Here is a 15980-nt window from a genome sequence, read left to right as displayed (position 1 = left end):
CATTTCAGGCCATGAAAAAAAGGATTTTTCCAATCATATGAAATTTGGTTAGTTAAGAACGACCACCGACATCAAAATCTCTCCTTATTAAGAGGGTATGACATTAATATACGGTTTACTTTTGGAAAAAGTCAAGCCGGGATTTTCCCAGGCTGTGTATTATGGTGAAATCAGAATGGTTATAAGTATCGAAAAAGTATCAATTTCGCTCCAAAAGTTACAATCTGTTCATAATTTCATAAAATAGACACAATTTCGACCTATATCAAAGAGCGGGGTATGTTACTTTAAAATAGTTAGCTTGGTTTATTAAGTGCTGAATCCAGACGAGCATAACGTTTGGTACGGGGGAGCTTTATATGGGGTGAATGTTTCTTCTTGTAAACTAGGAAATACCTCTTTCCGAATCCGTCAACTAACCTCGGAAGCAACAGGGAGGATAACATAACATCATGAATAACTTACTGAAATCGGTATTACTTTCAGGGGCGATCGTCGCCTCAACATTAGTTCTTAGTCCTGACTACGCGAGCGCTGCTACTTCTTCCATTAAGGTACAAATTAACGATTCCTTAGTTTCTTTTCCGGACGAGCAACCTTTTGTTGACAGTAAAGGATTTACTCAGGTACCTATTCGAATGATTACAGAGAAGATGGGCTCTACCGTTACGTATGAAAAGCTTAGTTCTTCGAGATCCAAAGTAACGATTAAAAAGGGAAGCAAGACTATCGTACTCAAATCCGGCTCCAATATAGCTTTAGTTGGTTCTAAGCAAGTTGTTATGGACACAAGCATGCGGGTCGTCGATGGCCGAGCTTTTGTTCCTGTTCGGTTCGTATCGGAAGCGTTCGGCTATTCTTTGAAGTGGGATTCTAGAAATAAAATTGCGATAATCAGTACCGATGGCAAAAATCATGCTCCTGCCTGGACAGCACCTGTACATAACACTTCCAAAGGAAATCAGGTTGTATCCACTGCTAAGAAGTATCTTGGGACCAAATATGCATGGGGAGGCGCCTCGCCATCCACCGGATTTGATTGTTCCGGTTATGTGAAATATGTGTATGGCAAGATGGGTGTCAGTCTACCTCATAGCTCCGTATCGATGCATAACAATTACGGAACTCCAGTGTCAAAGAGCAATCTTAAACCAGGGGATCTCGTATTTTTCATTACCAACAAAGTTTCAACATCTCATGTAGGCATTTATATCGGTGACAATAAATTTATTTCTGCCACTAGCAGCGGAGTAACGATTGCCAGCATAAACAGCTCCTATTGGGGACCTAAATATAACGGCGCAAATCGGATTTTTAAATGATTTCTCATAACAAAAATGGGGTTGTCTTCTGGTCATCTGTGATGACTTTCGGGACAACCCCTTCTTTACGTCCATTCGACAAATCTTACCCCAAATTAGGAGACGTTAAAAAGACTAAATTGTTTTTATTACGAAAACAGAACATTTATTGTAATACATCACGATCTTCCGGAAACTTGTCGAAATGATGCTCTGCATAAGAACAAGAAGGAATAATCTTTAGATTCTCACTGCGGGCGTGGCTGATGACTCCACGGATTAGCTGCTCTGCAATTCCTTTTCCACGAAGTGATGGGGATACAAATGTGTGGTCGATACTGATGACCTTGACTCCCATCGGTGAAAATGTAACCTCGGCTGTTGTAGTTCCTTTCTCCTCGAAATAAAAACGCCCATTCTCTGATCTCATTTCGGACATATAATCTCCTCCTTTATTGGGACTACTTTACCCTAATCTGCCCGCCCTTAAACGAAAAACAAATAGGCATACACCCTGTATCGGGCATATGCATACAATGAGGGTAAGGACGAAAAAGGAGTGAACATATGACAACAACATACCCGAGTCACAATGTCGTTTACCAATGCGACCAACATACCGCGCATTCAATGAAACAACACAAGGAAAAAGTACATCATGCGATGAAAAACATGGTCAATCGAAAAGTGCAAGTCCACACGGTGCACAATGAGGTTATCGTGGGTGTCGTAGTAGGGGTGGATGTGGATTTTGTGTATTTGAGCATGGATCCACCTGAAAACATGCGTGGTTTCTATCCGGGATTTTACCCCGGTTTCAACCCTCCGGGAGCTTATGCGCCTTTCAATCCTATTCTGCCGTTGGCCTTGTTTAATTTGCTGACAATAAGCCTGCTGTTATAAATAAATCCGCAGGATGGAAGGAATTGCAACAAAAACCTGCGGAATTCCCGCAGGTTTTTGGTCTCTTTTCGAAGAAACGCTCTTCATCCTTATGTAGGATGCCAAATACGTTTCTTCTAGCTGTAATAAATTGACGTATAAAAAAACAACATATTCCGGATTCGTCCACATAACCATTTACAGAATGGATTAGAGCGAGTGTGCATCCATTCGTTATTCAATCCGGATCTCAATCTAGAGAGGAGGAGGGGCTGTTTGTCATCCACCCCAGAAGGGAAATACCTTTCCAATCAAAGGACTATGTCCAAGAGGAAGTTCAGATTTACACGTAATGATTGGATGGGTTATTTGTTTAGTGCTCCTTTGATTATCGGTGTGCTTGCTTTTGCCATTTATCCGATGTTTGCTGCTCTGTTTATGAGTTTTCACCAGACATCAGGTCTTGCTTTGAATGGAAAATGGGTAGGTATGAGTAATTACAGTTATGCCTTAGAAGATTCTTTATTTTGGCAAGCGCTTACAAATACGTTTGTGATGGGCATCTGGTCTGTACTGCTTGGTATTGCCTTGTCGTTCATTCTTGCAAGTCTGATTAACAACTTGAAATGGCATCTGGGGAAAAATTTTTTCAAAGCGGTCTACTTTCTGCCTAACGTAGTATCTGGAGTCGCAACAAGCCTGTTATTCTCATTCTTGTTTTTTCCTTCAAAGGAAGGGTTGATCAACTTCGTGATCAGTTTTATCGGTCTCGAGCCGGTTGGCTGGTTTACGAATCCGGAAGTTTCCCGGTACAGCATTGTGTTGATGAGCCTATGGGGTGCGCTTGGTTATAACACGATCATTTTTTTGGCTGGATTGCAAAGTGTTCCCCGTGATCTATATGAAGCTGCAGAAGTGGATGGAGCGGGTACGTACCGTAAGTGGCTCTACATTACCATTCCTTACTTGCGGCCAATATTTGTCTTTATGCTCATTATGGGAACGATCGGCGGTATGAAAAGATTTACAGACGTTTGGCTGATCGGAGGTACAGCCGGTAATCCTGGGGGCAGTCTGATGACGGTCGTGCTGTATATTTACCGCAATGCATTTCTGGCTTCACAGATGGGGCTTGCCACGGCAGTGTCTTATCTGCTGTTCCTGATTATCCTCGTGCTGACGGTATTTCTCATGCTACTTAACCGGCGTAAAGACAGTCTGGATTAACACAAGGACACTATTTGAATAAGTGAGACCGTCAGTAAAAAGGTTAGGAGGGAAATCATGGCCGATACAGCAATACCCAAAGTAACCGTTCGCCGCAAAAGGATATCTTTAAGTCAGATTATACTGACCATTGTTCTGTTTTTAGGTTCGTTTCTTATGATTGTGCCGTTTCTCTGGATGCTTGTAACGAGCTTCGATTGGGGGGCGCGGCTTAATATATCGTTTCCGCCCAAGATTTGGCCCGAGGAACCGTCGATTAGGACATTCGAAGCGGCTTTTACCAATATTAAAATGTTCAAATATATCGGCAACTCGGTCATTGTCAGCGGTGGGGTCATTATCATTAGTTCTCTTTCGGCCTTGTTGTCGGGCTATGCCTTATCCAAGCTCCGCTTCAAAGGGGCGAACCTGGTGCTGTTGCTCGCGCTCAGCACGATGATGATTCCATTCGAGATGACGATGATCCCACAGTATTTGCTCTTCAGCAAGTTAGGTCTTGTTGATAACTATTTGGCATTTTATCTTCCTGCGATGAACTATGCGTTTGGAACTTTTTTGGCCAAAGCGTTCTTTGACCAGCTGCCGAGCAGTTTAAGGGAAGCAGCCGTGCTGGATGGAGCCAAGGAAATCACCGTATTCAGCCGGGTCTACCTACCGCTGTGCACACCGATTATTGCAACCATGGTCATTTTACTGTTTCTTGGTGTCTGGAATGATATGCTGTGGCCGCTACTTATTTTGAAGACTGCTGCTAAATACACCATACAGATTGGTTTGGCCATGTTCACGTATAACAACGGTATTAATCAACAACCGGCTATCATTATGGCCGCGACGACGATAAGTCTTATTCCGGTCGTTGTCGTGTATTTATTCCTTCAGCGTTATATCATCGAGAGCATTGCTTTATCCGGCATCAAGCAGTAAAGAGCAAATAGAAAGTCTATTATTTTTGGAGGTGTAAAGGTTATGAAGAAGGCTTTGTTACTCATCATGTCCTTCATGCTCGTGTTTACAATGGCCGCATGCTCGGGTAGCTCAGGAAAGGATGTAACCGGCGGCGTCAAAATTGAAAAAGTGTCAGACATGTCGGGCACGGTTCGCGTTGCATTGGCCGGCTGGCAGCTCGAAAATGGGATTGATGCATTGACAGGAAATCCGACGATTGGCCTGAATGAGTATCTGGATAAAACGTTCAAAATCATGTACCCGAACATTAAGCTCGAGATTTACCAGATTCCGTGGGAGAACGTGAAGGCGAAACAATCGGCGATGCTGCTCTCTGGAGATGCGGATATACTCTACACAGGCGGAGCTTTTGCCTCCCAATGGTATCAGGAAGGACTGCTGCGTGACCTGGATGACTTGATCGAAAAAGATAAATCATTTGACCCGAAGATTTATTTGGAAGGCATCATGAACAACTCTTATAGTACAAAGTCTCCTGATGGAGCTAAACAATTCGGCATTCCTGCAGTTCTTGGGCGGAGAATGACGATCTACGACAAAAAATTGTTTGAAGATTGGGGAGTCGAAGTGTTATCTGCGAAGGCGACTCCAGAAGAAATATTGGATAAGGCTAAAAAAATGACCGGTAAAAATCCAAAAACGGGAGAAGACAACTTTGGATTGTACTGGAGTGGTAACTCGCTCAATGGATCGACATTCGTAGCTCTTACCTTGGCTTTTGGCGCAAAGGGTGCAGAAGGTTCTCTGAAGGACACCAAGAATATTAAGTGGCATTTGAATACACCAGAGATGGTAAAAGTGATGGAATGGCTCAAAGAAGCGGCAGCACTTCCGCCAGCAGGCTTTGTGAATGCTCAAGGTGCTGAAAACTTTGGTTTAGAAAAGAATAATATCGCCATCGCCCTGGATTCTACGGGTGGTTCTACAATGAGTGAATACCGTACCAAACAGAATGAGGAGCTGTTAGACCGTTTTGAACCGGTATTGAATATGGGACCAAAGGGTGAAGGCTGGGTTGCTGTGGATCCGTTTATCATGGCGAAAAATGCAAAGGACGTGGATGCTTCATGGGAAGTATTGAAATTCCTTTCTGGTCATATGACTCAAAAATATATGTATGAGACTTTCTCTTATACGCCTACACTTAAAAATGCTGATTTTGTGACAGCGGAAGATAAATTTGTGAAAAAGGCACTCGAGATTGCAGAGGTCGGTCATTCTGAATTGATGGATGAGGCCAATCCATTCTATATGAGCGATATTGCGCCAGCGGTGAACGGGTTTATCAGCCAGGCAGCATCAGGTAATGCACCGGATATCCAGAAGTTTCTGGATGACTTGCAAGCACGTGCAGAAAAATGGTCGGCCAATCTGAAATAACCAAGGGGGACTGTCAATGATTCGCATAGGCGTTGTCGGTGCAGGGGTTATCGCTGCAGAACATTTTAAGCATATTCATGCAAATGAGAGAGCAGAGTTGGTCGCCATATGCGACATCGTACCGAATCTGGCTGAAACGGCTGCCAATCAATATGGAGCAACGGCGTACACACAGGTGAGCAGCATGCTGGAGAGGGAGAACTTGGATGCGTTGTTCGTATGTGTACCTCCATTTGCGCACGATGATATCGAGGAGCAAGCTGCACGAAAGGGCATCCATCTCCTTGTGGAAAAGCCGCTTGGTCTGGACATGGCAGAGGTCCGAAGGAAAGCAGCCATCATATCGGAGGCCGGAATCCTTACAAGCACAGGATATTGTCTGAGATACATGGAACCAGTTCAGCGTGCGAAACAGTATCTAGCTGGAAAAGAAATCGGTATGGTTCGTGCACATCGTTTCGGCGGCTTGCCTCCTTCAGCTTGGTGGATCAACCATGCCAAATCGGGAGGTCAGCTTGTCGAGCAGACAACGCATAATGTGGATCTGATGGTGTACTTGGCTGGTGGCGTTCGAAAAGTGTATGCAGATATGGCATTGCTGCTGAATAGTGATGTTCCGGGTATTACCACGCCGGATGCCGCTTCCGTTAATCTCGTCTTCACATCCGGAGCACTGGGACATATCGATACCGGCTTTCTCCCGCAGCCAGATGACCGTTCGTCGTTCGAAATTATGGGCAGGGATTTCCGTCTTACAATTGACGGCATGAAGCTTACGATTACGGAACCGGGAAGATCGACAACGTGGCAGGGAACAGGAAATTTTTATAAGCAGCAGGATGATGCGTTTATTCGCGCTATTGAGACTGGAGATAACAGTCTGATCCTTGCCCCATACGAAGAAGTCATGCGTACACTTGAAGTAACCCTGGCAGCCAATGAATCGGCGGAGACTGGCTTACCAGTGATGATTATATGAGCTACTTTGCATAATATTCCAATATTAAGTAAAAGTGACGAAGATATTTCTTATTTCCGGCCTAAATGGCCGGTTTTTTGCGCGTACCGATAAGTTTTGAAACAATGTATAATCAAAGGCGAGAGGACAACAAAGCTCGGTAATTGCATCTTAATAAGATATTCCGTGGGAGGCATATGTGATGAATTGTTATCAAGCTGTTTTTATGGATCGAGATGGTACTATTGGTGGAACGGGGCATTTTATTCATCCAAGAGATTTTATATTGTACCAAGGTGCTCAAGAAGCGATTCATGAACTGAAAGAAGCAGGGTTAAAGGTATTTGCTTTTACGAATCAGCACAGGATCTCACGAGGACAAGCTACCATAGAGGAATTTAGAAGACAGTTTGATGAATACGGTTTTGATGATGCTTTTATATGCCCACATGGAAGTAGCGAAAAATGTGATTGTAAAAAGCCGGAACCAGGGATGTTACGAACAGCAGCTGAAAAGTATGGATTGGATTTGTCCAGATGTGTTGTTATAGGTGATGTGGGAGATACCGATATGATGGCTGCACATGCTGTTGGAGCTAAGAAAATACTTGTAAAGACCGGCTGGGGGGAAGGATCCCTGAATACGTTTAGAGACAGATGGATAGATGTTGAACCCGATTACATTGCAGATCATATTCAAGATGCGGTGACATGGATTCTTAGGAGCGATACATAATTTAATTCAGTCAGATACAGCGAAATAAAGGCAGAGGACATGTATTTATGTGGGATGATTACTCTAAAGATGCTTGGTTTGTTAATTTTGGCCCATTATAGTATTTAAGAGGTGAAAGGAGCCAAAATGATATATGGGAAACACAATATCGATGCCTAAAAACCAACGGGGTATCATGGATTCGATATCGATGTCTAACGGATTAACGTCAGTATTCATTGAAGTCCTAGTAATAAGCGGATCAACCATTGCTGAGAATAATCGTGAAAGAGAGCTGATCATTTGGTTAGCTCAACGAGATCAATCGGTTGTAGGAATAGGTACGGTTGGTTTTGATATTGATGAGATGCCGTGGACTTTGGATCAATTCATATCCGAAAAGGAGTTTCTGATTCGAACCATTACTACTGCTACTCGTGGTATGGGTTGGGATCGATTAAGTTATGAGCCACGAAAAGACTGGGTAATCGATAAACTTGATCATTTTAAGACAATGATAGACGCGTTTAATAGACAGCTTATTAATATGAATCATTATTTTGAGTGGTCAAAAATTGATGAGGACGATGAAAATCCAACCATACCTTATGGATATCCTAAATGTGAGAAGCATCTAGTATACTTGTCGTGTCATGGATGTATTTTGTGTAATAACGAGATTTAGAGACAAAATAATAGATTAACGAGAATATCACTGCGGACTGTACTTCGCCTAACTTCGGATAACAAACTATTAACATCGAAAATATGATAGGAGTGAAAATAGCTATCCCAGTTCACAATCAGTATTTTGAGCAGAACGAGAATAGGATGATCATCATCATGAGCAATGGCCATTGATACTGTTTCTTCATGGCACACTTTGTAATGAATGAGACTTATTCAAATCCGGAACATACAGCTGGTTACTGACGAAGTCTCTGTGACTGAAATAACGAGATACAATAGGTGCGCAAGATTAACGCAATGCGTTATAAGAATTTTTTTCGATTGAAGTAATATAAAGGAGGTAAGTACAATTGCCTTGGCCAATGGTTCATTTTGCAATTGCTATACGACTGTCTCTATCCAATCCTTCTCCTCATTTTTTATTGGGCAGTATTGCACCAGACGCGATACATATGAGAGAACATGTGACCAGAAAAGAAAAAGGAGTTACTCATTTTGTGAGTGAAGACATACTTCCAGATGTCGAGATTATAAAAAAGAACTGTTTGCGTTATTTGAGTGTTAACACGGAACAAAATTGGAAGGATTTTATCCTGGGTTACTTTGCTCATATTTACGCAGATTTAAGGTGGACTGAGAGTGTTTATGTTGAATTTGAAAGAGAATACCGCGGAGATAAAAAAGAGATTCGGCAAACATATAATCGTGAAATGAGTCAATTAGAGTTTAATTTGTTGAGATCCGAGAAGGGAGCTCACAACGCGATTCATAGATTGCAGCAGTCAGAAGCATTTACAGAACAACCATTAGTTACGGAGAACGAAGTAAATCAATATAGAGATTTAAAGATAGGATGGCTTCAGGACGTTGGGAATGAGCCTAAGATTAAGCCGATTTATTTTTCGGAAGAAGTAGTAGATAAGTTTATTGCCAACACAACCAAAGAATTAATAACATTATTTCATGATTGGGGTATACAGTTTCCCCGGAAAGAAACCAAAATGGATTGCTAATTTCATGGAGGAATGGGAATTTATAATTCAGAAATTTAATATATATGCATTAAATCATGATTTTGATATAATAGTTAAAATATTACTTTTTAATCTGACCACATACCTTTTCTCTACTGATACTCCATAACAAGAAGGGAGGTGAATTTAATGAAAAAAATAGTGATGATCTTATTACTAGCGTGCTTCTCTTTCTCTACTAGCGCATTTGCTGCCTATACTGCAACATCACATGATTTGACAGTTAGCCAATCTGCTCAATATAAATTAAGTGTTGGACTTTGGAGCTCTACGAATGAAACCGTTGAGTTATCGCTTTATTCCAAAGGGCCCTCCGGTCAACTTAATAAAGTCTTCTCGATTACCGCAAATATTGGGCCAACCTCTTCAAGTCCTGTCGAGTATTCAGTAGGTTATCTTAGTCCAGGAACTTATGTCCTTAAAGGAGAATTCCAAGGATCTTATGGTAGTCTAGGACCTATTAGTTTGAATCAAGTCTATTAGTAAAATGGATAGAAATTAAAACGGCCAAGCGTATTGTTTCAATCGTTTGGCTGTTTTAATTTCTTAGTAAATAGCCATGGTCACTTATTTTCATGAAAAGGATCATTTTATCTTAATTGTGAATTAAAACTCCCTTTTGTGCGGGGTTACCTAGGCGCTCTACGTTCCTGCCCCTCGCTTCACACCCCGCACGGAGCCAAGATCAACGACGCTGCGGGTAGGATCGGAAAGGCATGGCGGCATCATGAATTGCTCCGCACTGCTACACTCATCATCAAGCAGCCATACAGAAGGGCAGCACGATGATGCCGCTTCGCTGCATCATCGTGCTTGTGGAGCTGATCCATGGAAAGAAGGAGAGAACCGGCATACCGCCGGTTCTTTTTGATGGAAAGGATCTTTTTCTCGAAACGGCTGTGAAATTGAATAGGCAGGGGAAAACCACGAAGCTAGGATCTCCTTGCCTGGAATGCGATTGCATGTAAGCTGGACAAACCATAAAAAAGACTATAACCGCTCTCAACGGTTATAGCCCCTAAAATCGTCAATCTAAATTGTTTAAACCTCTGCTATAGGTTGGGTAAGGGGGATTATTTCTCGACCCTTACAAGTCAATTTTCATGTATACCATAATAAATATGACTGATTTGTGCCGTGTCAAACTGTATTAATTAATCATTCTTCTCTGCCGTTAAAATATAATGCTATTATTTGAAAGTATATCCTAAAATATTACAAAGGAGGTTTGGGTTTTATGACAACAAAAATGCTCTTGAAATTACGGATTGAATATGCAAGGACTCGGCTTCATGAGTTGGCAAAGAAGCATAGTGCTGAATTTGGGCATCCTGCTGTAATCAAGCAATCTATCCTATTAGATGAATTAATTAATCCAGTATAATAGGTTGGTAGGAGAACAATTAAAAAAGCCGATTGTATAAACAATCGACTTTGGGCGAGAAACTTTTGCCGGGTTCACTCGCCCTTTCATTTTAACAGATCATACAGAAAAACGGGGTATATATATTAGGAGCGAAAACGCATGAATTTTAAACCAAATCCTTAAAAATTAACAACAATAAACCAATTTTGTATTTAATAAGTACTTACGTTCCAGTTTCAAACGAAATAAAGGGGGAAATCTAGTAATGCAAAGGGAGCGAACATATGAACAATATTTTCAATGTATATATCGAAGGATTTAATTTAACTGGTGATCTGTATCAGGATATAACTTTGTTTTTTACTCTGAATAATGACCAGAGAACTCTGGAACATACATTAAATGTCGCCGATGAGGCAAAACGTATTGCAGAACGATTTGAGATAGATCCAGATAAGGTTATTCAAGCGTCCCTCTTGCATGATATTAGTAATGTCATTCCTGTCTCTAAAATGTTAAATGCAGCTGAAGAACTATCTATTGAAATACTTGATGAGGAACGTAAGTATAGTAGAAGCGTTCATCAGAAACTTTCTAAATGTATGGCCCAAGAGATTTTTAACATAACAGATGATGAGGTGCTGAGTGCTATCGAAAGCCATACAACCCATAAGTCCAATGCCACAACGACAGATAAGATTTTGTTTGTCTCGGATAAGATCTCTTGGGAATTACCGGGGGAACATACATACCTACAAGAAATGAGAACAAAAGTGTACGAAAATGAGATAGACCAAGCTATTATGATTTATCTTAATCACATTTGGGACCAAAGAAACAAGCTAAAGTTAGTACATCCATGGTTAATACAGGCGAGGGAAGAACTTCTCTTGAAAATCTCATAACCGAAGGTTATAAAAAATCCTAATTTCTCGCTTACGATACTGAGAAATTAGGATTTAATTATTTCATGAAAGTGCTAGTTTAAAGTCCATAAAGATGATGCTACGAATGACTTTCTTTTATGAATGAAGAACTTTTTCCAAGTGTTTCACGGTTGGTGTTAAGTTGGCAAAGAAATATGCTTCGCGAAGTCTGCGTGAGGGTGCGCTGTCTCTTAAATATCCTGCACTACCATTGTGAAGCATACTGGCTTGAACAGCTTCAAGTGTAAGATATACGGTTTCAAGGCGAATTCGAGCAACCTCTTTCCAATTCAGCGTTTCATTACTGAACAAGTCTTTAACCTTTTCCTGTAATTGACGTTCGGCCTCTTGCAAGTCACATGATTGTTTTTTTAGGAAACGATTACAGCCGTTTTGCTTTTGCCCCACTTTTTCAATCGAAGAGATTGAAGCTTGTGTCACACCGAGGCCAAGTGGAATTTGATATGAAATGAAGGCGGGCCGAATCTGTTCCACAAACGCAGATGCATTTTCAGACAAAACCAATTCATTAGGCACAAATACTTCATTAAAGGAGCAAGCATATGTTGCACTACCATTGACGCCAAGATACTCGACTTTTTCTTTCAGTTTTAATCCTTCTGCATCACAAGGGATGAAACACATAATGAGCTTGTTCTCATCAACACCCGCAATAACACCAAACCAATGCTGCTTCTCACCAAGATTGGAAACAGAGGGGAGAACACCGGAAAGAATATAACCACCCTCTGTCGGTTTCGCATTTAAGTACAGTTTTTCAAGTCCAGCATAATATTTCATCGGGTTGGACAGGCCTGTTCCGCCTAAAATATCCCCACTCTCGAGTGATGACAGAAACTTATTTTTCAATGTTTCATTACTTGTATGGCGTACATAAGTTAGAGCAGCAAGGTGGCACCAGAGGCAAAAAGCAGTGGTCATGCATATTTTTGCGGTTTCTTCTACCACACGCATCTCACTCAATAAAATTTCCTGTTGAGACTTATTCGTGGATGACAGCAATCCAGCTTCCCCAAGTTTTCTTAGAAAGCGATCTGCATAATAAGCCTCAACATCTATTTTTTTCACATAAGGTTTTAACTCTTCTTCAATTACCCTTTCGAGCGTGTGCCTCTTTTCGACAACGTTTCTAAACATAATTACCACTCCTGTTGTGGTTAAAATAATTATTTCCCATCAATTTAGTTGGTTTTAAGTTATTTTATTATACTGTATTGAAAAAAACAACCATCAATCCATGTTTTGACATTGTATTTTTCGAAGGAATAGCAACATTGTTGAAAATAGAGGCAGTAAATCAGATATCTGATTTACTGCCTCTATTCGGACTGTTTCTGCGCTCAACGCTCATCAGTAAGAATTTCTGTAATCGAATCAATGGGTGTTTGGACAGCTTCGCGTGCTCGCTTAACAGCTGCCTCATCAGGTGCATCGTAGAAGCAGAGGCATTTTGTCATATCTTCACACACGTAGGTTCTTGCAAACGCTACTTCTGGAACTTCTTGATAATGTACAGAGTTCTTTTTCTTTCTGGCCAAATATTGATCCATCGTTATGTTTTCCGGTATATTCCACTCAACCAAGTAGTTCACCACATCGTTGTTCTGCTTCACATCTTCAAGTTCTTTCCCAACAAGACGAACTTCTTTTACAAGTTGTACTGAAATACCAGCTGCATTCAATATGTCAGTCGCCGTATTTTGATCTTCCGCTTCAACAATGAAGAAAGAACGAGAGAAATCTTTCGATACTTGTAGTTCGATTAAAGATGAATTTTGCTCATTTAGTTTCGCTTGAAGTGCAGAAGCCTTTTGATTCAATTCTTCTTTAGTTGACACAATTTCTTGTAATGATGATTCAATTAAGAAAATTCCCATAGTAAACCCCTCGCTTTTATAAGATTTAGATTACTTAAAGTTATATTATTATACTCGGTTCAAAAAAACAACTTTGTTTCAATAATTAATTTTGTGATAAAATGAACGAAATAATGGAGGGGTTACCTAATGAAAACGAGATATAATATTCCGTGCAACATTGCTCAGTCACTCAATATTATCGGAGATCGTTGGACCTTATTGGTTGTCCATGAAATTTTGAACGGACATACTATGTTTAATGAAATAAAAAAAGAACTGGATGGAATATCTTCAAATCTTTTATCTGAAAGACTGAAATATCTAGAAGAAGAAGGACTTATTAAAGCGGAACTATATTCTCAGCATCCACCTCGGTACCGTTATACGTTGACAAAAAGCGGCGAAGAGTTAGAGGACGTCTTCAATTCTCTTATTATTTGGGGTAGCGGTAATTTGAAAAAATGTTATAAAAAGCTGGTTGATTCCACTACGGAAGAAGAGGTAGGCATCGCTTATTACAATAAAAGAACAGGGGAGCGCGTTGAACATATCAAAGTGGTTCCCATTGAAGGTAATCTTCAAAAAGCCGGAGAGCATTAGCTCCCGGCTTTTTTTAGGCATCCGTATCTCGCAAGAAAAACCACCGCTAAGTACGGTCTGTCTTCTTTGAGGTACGTCGATATACGTTTGCAGCAATAAAAAATAGTTTCTCGATATGATTGAAAAAATGAACAAAGTATAATAAAATGACTTACATCGATTAAACCATACTATTCTTATGGGGATTTAAATGTTTCGTAAAGCTTGTTTATCGGATCTAGATTTTATAGATGAATACATAGCTCGATTATCAGGGGAGGTGGAAAGAGTGGAGTTACAAAAACCGCAGATCATTAAAATTGAAAATTTGAGTAAGAGCTTCAGAAATAAGAATCAAGAAATTCCCGTCCTAGCGGACATCTCGCTTGAAGTAAAACATGGTGAAATCATATCCATTTTAGGGGAAAGCGGCTGTGGCAAGAGTACTCTTCTCAATATCATTGGAGGGTTTGAAAAAGCCGATAAAGGCCAAGTGTTACTCGACGGAGAGTTGGTGGATCAGGCAAATCGTAAATGTATCATGTTGTTTCAAGATTATGGCCTGCTACCCTGGCGATCTGTTCTTAAAAATGTTGAATTAGGTCTGGAAGGTTTGAAACTTCATTCTGCAGAACGAAAGGAAAAGGCACTTCATTACTTAGAGTTGGTGGGATTACAAGGGAAAGAAAACCTGTTTCCCCATGAGCTGTCTGGAGGAATGAAACAGAGGGTGGGCATTGCCAGAGCACTTGCACTACAACCAGAATTGATATTGATGGATGAACCTTTTGCAGCTTTGGATACGTTCAATCGCTACTATTTACAAAATGAGCTTCTGCGTATCCAGCGTCAGGAAAAAACAACAACCATTCTGGTCACCCATGATATTGATGAAGCCATTTATTTGTCAGACCGGATTTTTATTATGCATCCCAATCCGGGGCACATTCATAAAGAGATAAACATCTCTCTCTCGAAACCTCGAGACCGCAGCGACAGTGATTTTCAGCATTATCGGAATGTTATTTTTGAGGAATTCCATTTCAGTCGACCTGACAAACCAATCGAGTTTTAATCGAAAAGGAGAACTTCATGAAAAGGATTATTAAATCAGGAGCATTTCTCTTTCTATCTGCAATTTTGCTATTTACGCTGGCTGCTTGTGGGGCGGGAGGAAACGACAAATCCTCTGGAAATGCCCAAGGTGAACAACGAACGATTAAAATTGGATATTTGCCGATTACCCATGCGGTACCGTTGTACATTGAAAAGGAACAGGAAAAGTATAACGATTTCAATCTTGAGCTCGTGAAATTTGGTTCGTGGCCCGAACTTGTAGACGCCTTGAACACGGGTAATATTGACGGGGCTTCCATGCTTGTTACCTTGGCCATGAAGGCGAAAGAGCAAGGAATTGATCTAAAAGCAGTCGCCTTAGGCCATCGGGATGGGAACGTACTTGTAGCCGCAAAAGATATTAACAGTGTCGCAGATTTAAAGGGCAAAAATTTCGCGATTCCTCATAAATTCTCAACTCATAATATTTTGTTATACCAAATGCTTAAGCAAAATGGACTAAAATACAGTGACGTAAATCCAGTTGAGATTCCGCCAGCTGAAATGCCGGCGGCCCTAGCTGAGGGCAGAATTGCAGGGTATGTAGTCGCAGAACCTTTTGGAGCAGCTTCAGTAGCGATTGATAAAGGGAAGGTGCTTTTTCAGGATAATGAGATATGGCAGAACTCCATTGATTGTGCACTAGTGCTGCGCGGCGAATTTATTGACAAAGAAAATAAAATTGCTCAAGAGTTGGTTGATTATTATGTGAAAGCTGGTGAAACAGCTGAGCTAAAGGATGCACAAACACATGAAATGTCATCACATTATATGAAAGTGAACAAAAACGTTATGGATTTATCCTTTCAATGGATCGCTTATGATGATTTGAAAATCCATGAAAAAGACTACGAGGAGTTAACAAAGAATCTTGTTGAGATGGGTTTGCAGGACAATCCGCCATCCTATGCAGATTTTGTAGACAATTCCTTGTTTGATAAAGTGAATCAACCTTAG

At 40.8% G+C, this 15980-nt stretch carries 19 protein-coding genes and 1 riboswitch; of the genes, 16 read left to right on the top strand and 3 right to left on the bottom strand.

The genetic code is table 11. The features are described 5' to 3' along the window. The first annotated feature begins 304 nt into the window (after nucleotides 1-304). Nucleotides 305-445: riboswitch (cyclic di-AMP (ydaO/yuaA leader) on the top strand. A 7-nt stretch (nucleotides 446-452) separates the two neighbouring features. Further along, complete coding sequence (locus tag B9N86_RS17530) at nucleotides 453-1322, top strand: C40 family peptidase (RefSeq protein WP_208914437.1); 870 nt, start codon at nucleotides 453-455, stop codon at nucleotides 1320-1322. Between the two features lie 145 nt (nucleotides 1323-1467). Here B9N86_RS17530 and B9N86_RS17525 read toward each other — a convergent pair whose 3' ends face one another. Continuing rightward, a complete protein-coding gene (locus B9N86_RS17525) occupies nucleotides 1468-1740 on the bottom strand; it encodes a GNAT family N-acetyltransferase (protein ID WP_208914436.1) in 273 nt (90 codons plus the stop codon). Nucleotides 1741-1868: 128 nt separating this feature from the next. On the opposite strand from B9N86_RS17525, the gene B9N86_RS17520 reads away from it, so the two are divergent. From B9N86_RS17520 to yqeK, 12 genes are all read left to right on the top strand, one after another. Then, nucleotides 1869-2204 (top strand): hypothetical protein, encoded by a 336-nt coding sequence (locus B9N86_RS17520; protein WP_208914435.1) that lies wholly within the window; start codon nucleotides 1869-1871, stop codon nucleotides 2202-2204. Nucleotides 2205-2459: 255 nt separating this feature from the next. Continuing rightward, nucleotides 2460-3410 carry a carbohydrate ABC transporter permease gene (locus tag B9N86_RS17515; protein ID WP_208914434.1) on the top strand — a complete coding sequence of 317 codons (951 nt, stop codon included), beginning with the start codon at nucleotides 2460-2462 and terminating at the stop codon, nucleotides 3408-3410. A 57-nt stretch (nucleotides 3411-3467) separates the two neighbouring features. Next, nucleotides 3468-4337 (top strand): carbohydrate ABC transporter permease, encoded by an 870-nt coding sequence (locus B9N86_RS17510; protein WP_208914433.1) that lies wholly within the window; start codon nucleotides 3468-3470, stop codon nucleotides 4335-4337. 42 nt (nucleotides 4338-4379) lie between these two features. Continuing rightward, nucleotides 4380-5759 (top strand): extracellular solute-binding protein, encoded by a 1380-nt coding sequence (locus tag B9N86_RS17505; protein WP_208914432.1) that lies wholly within the window; start codon nucleotides 4380-4382, stop codon nucleotides 5757-5759. Nucleotides 5760-5775: 16 nt separating this feature from the next. Then, nucleotides 5776-6738, top strand: a complete 963-nt coding sequence (locus B9N86_RS17500) for a Gfo/Idh/MocA family protein (RefSeq protein WP_208914431.1) — start codon at nucleotides 5776-5778, stop codon at nucleotides 6736-6738. A 181-nt stretch (nucleotides 6739-6919) separates the two neighbouring features. Next, nucleotides 6920-7453, top strand: coding sequence for an HAD-IIIA family hydrolase (locus B9N86_RS17495; RefSeq protein WP_208914430.1), 534 nt, complete (start codon nucleotides 6920-6922; stop codon nucleotides 7451-7453). Between the two features lie 133 nt (nucleotides 7454-7586). Continuing rightward, a complete protein-coding gene (locus tag B9N86_RS17490) occupies nucleotides 7587-8117 on the top strand; it encodes a hypothetical protein (RefSeq protein WP_208914429.1) in 531 nt (176 codons plus the stop codon). Nucleotides 8118-8472: 355 nt separating this feature from the next. Next, nucleotides 8473-9135, top strand: coding sequence for a hypothetical protein (locus B9N86_RS17485; protein ID WP_208914428.1), 663 nt, complete (start codon nucleotides 8473-8475; stop codon nucleotides 9133-9135). Between the two features lie 150 nt (nucleotides 9136-9285). Next, nucleotides 9286-9639 carry a hypothetical protein gene (locus B9N86_RS17480; RefSeq protein WP_208914427.1) on the top strand — a complete coding sequence of 118 codons (354 nt, stop codon included), beginning with the start codon at nucleotides 9286-9288 and terminating at the stop codon, nucleotides 9637-9639. 302 nt (nucleotides 9640-9941) lie between these two features. Continuing rightward, nucleotides 9942-10124 (top strand): hypothetical protein, encoded by a 183-nt coding sequence (locus B9N86_RS17475; protein ID WP_208914426.1) that lies wholly within the window; start codon nucleotides 9942-9944, stop codon nucleotides 10122-10124. Between the two features lie 269 nt (nucleotides 10125-10393). Further along, on the top strand, nucleotides 10394-10540 hold the full coding sequence (locus tag B9N86_RS17470) for an aspartyl-phosphate phosphatase Spo0E family protein (RefSeq protein ID WP_244562744.1): 147 nt from the start codon (nucleotides 10394-10396) through the stop codon (nucleotides 10538-10540). 266 nt (nucleotides 10541-10806) lie between these two features. Further along, nucleotides 10807-11427, top strand: a complete 621-nt coding sequence (gene yqeK, locus B9N86_RS17465) for a bis(5'-nucleosyl)-tetraphosphatase (symmetrical) YqeK (protein WP_208914425.1) — start codon at nucleotides 10807-10809, stop codon at nucleotides 11425-11427. A gap of 117 nt (nucleotides 11428-11544) precedes the next feature. On the opposite strand, the gene B9N86_RS17460 is transcribed toward yqeK, so the two are convergent. Both B9N86_RS17460 and B9N86_RS17455 read right to left on the bottom strand, forming a co-directional pair. Next, nucleotides 11545-12606: an acyl-CoA dehydrogenase family protein gene (locus B9N86_RS17460; RefSeq protein ID WP_208914424.1), complete on the bottom strand. Its 1062-nt coding sequence runs from the start codon at nucleotides 12604-12606 to the stop codon at nucleotides 11545-11547. Between the two features lie 203 nt (nucleotides 12607-12809). Further along, on the bottom strand, nucleotides 12810-13346 hold the full coding sequence (locus B9N86_RS17455) for a DUF4242 domain-containing protein (RefSeq protein ID WP_208914423.1): 537 nt from the start codon (nucleotides 13344-13346) through the stop codon (nucleotides 12810-12812). Nucleotides 13347-13475: 129 nt separating this feature from the next. Between B9N86_RS17455 and B9N86_RS17450 the strand changes: the two genes are divergently transcribed. From B9N86_RS17450 to B9N86_RS17440, 3 genes are all read left to right on the top strand, one after another. Continuing rightward, nucleotides 13476-13928, top strand: a complete 453-nt coding sequence (locus B9N86_RS17450) for a winged helix-turn-helix transcriptional regulator (protein ID WP_208914422.1) — start codon at nucleotides 13476-13478, stop codon at nucleotides 13926-13928. A gap of 268 nt (nucleotides 13929-14196) precedes the next feature. Next, on the top strand, nucleotides 14197-14982 hold the full coding sequence (locus tag B9N86_RS17445; RefSeq protein WP_244562743.1) for an ABC transporter ATP-binding protein: 786 nt from the start codon (nucleotides 14197-14199) through the stop codon (nucleotides 14980-14982). A 17-nt stretch (nucleotides 14983-14999) separates the two neighbouring features. Then, nucleotides 15000-15980: an ABC transporter substrate-binding protein gene (locus B9N86_RS17440; protein WP_208914420.1), complete on the top strand. Its 981-nt coding sequence runs from the start codon at nucleotides 15000-15002 to the stop codon at nucleotides 15978-15980.

Origin of the sequence: Paenibacillus uliginis N3/975 (assembly GCF_900177425.1) — a bacterium.
GTDB classification, from domain to species: Bacteria; Bacillota; Bacilli; order Paenibacillales; family Paenibacillaceae; genus Paenibacillus_AQ; species Paenibacillus_AQ uliginis.
Note: the sequence above shows the minus strand (reverse complement) of the source record. Positions and strands in the feature narration are given on the sequence as shown.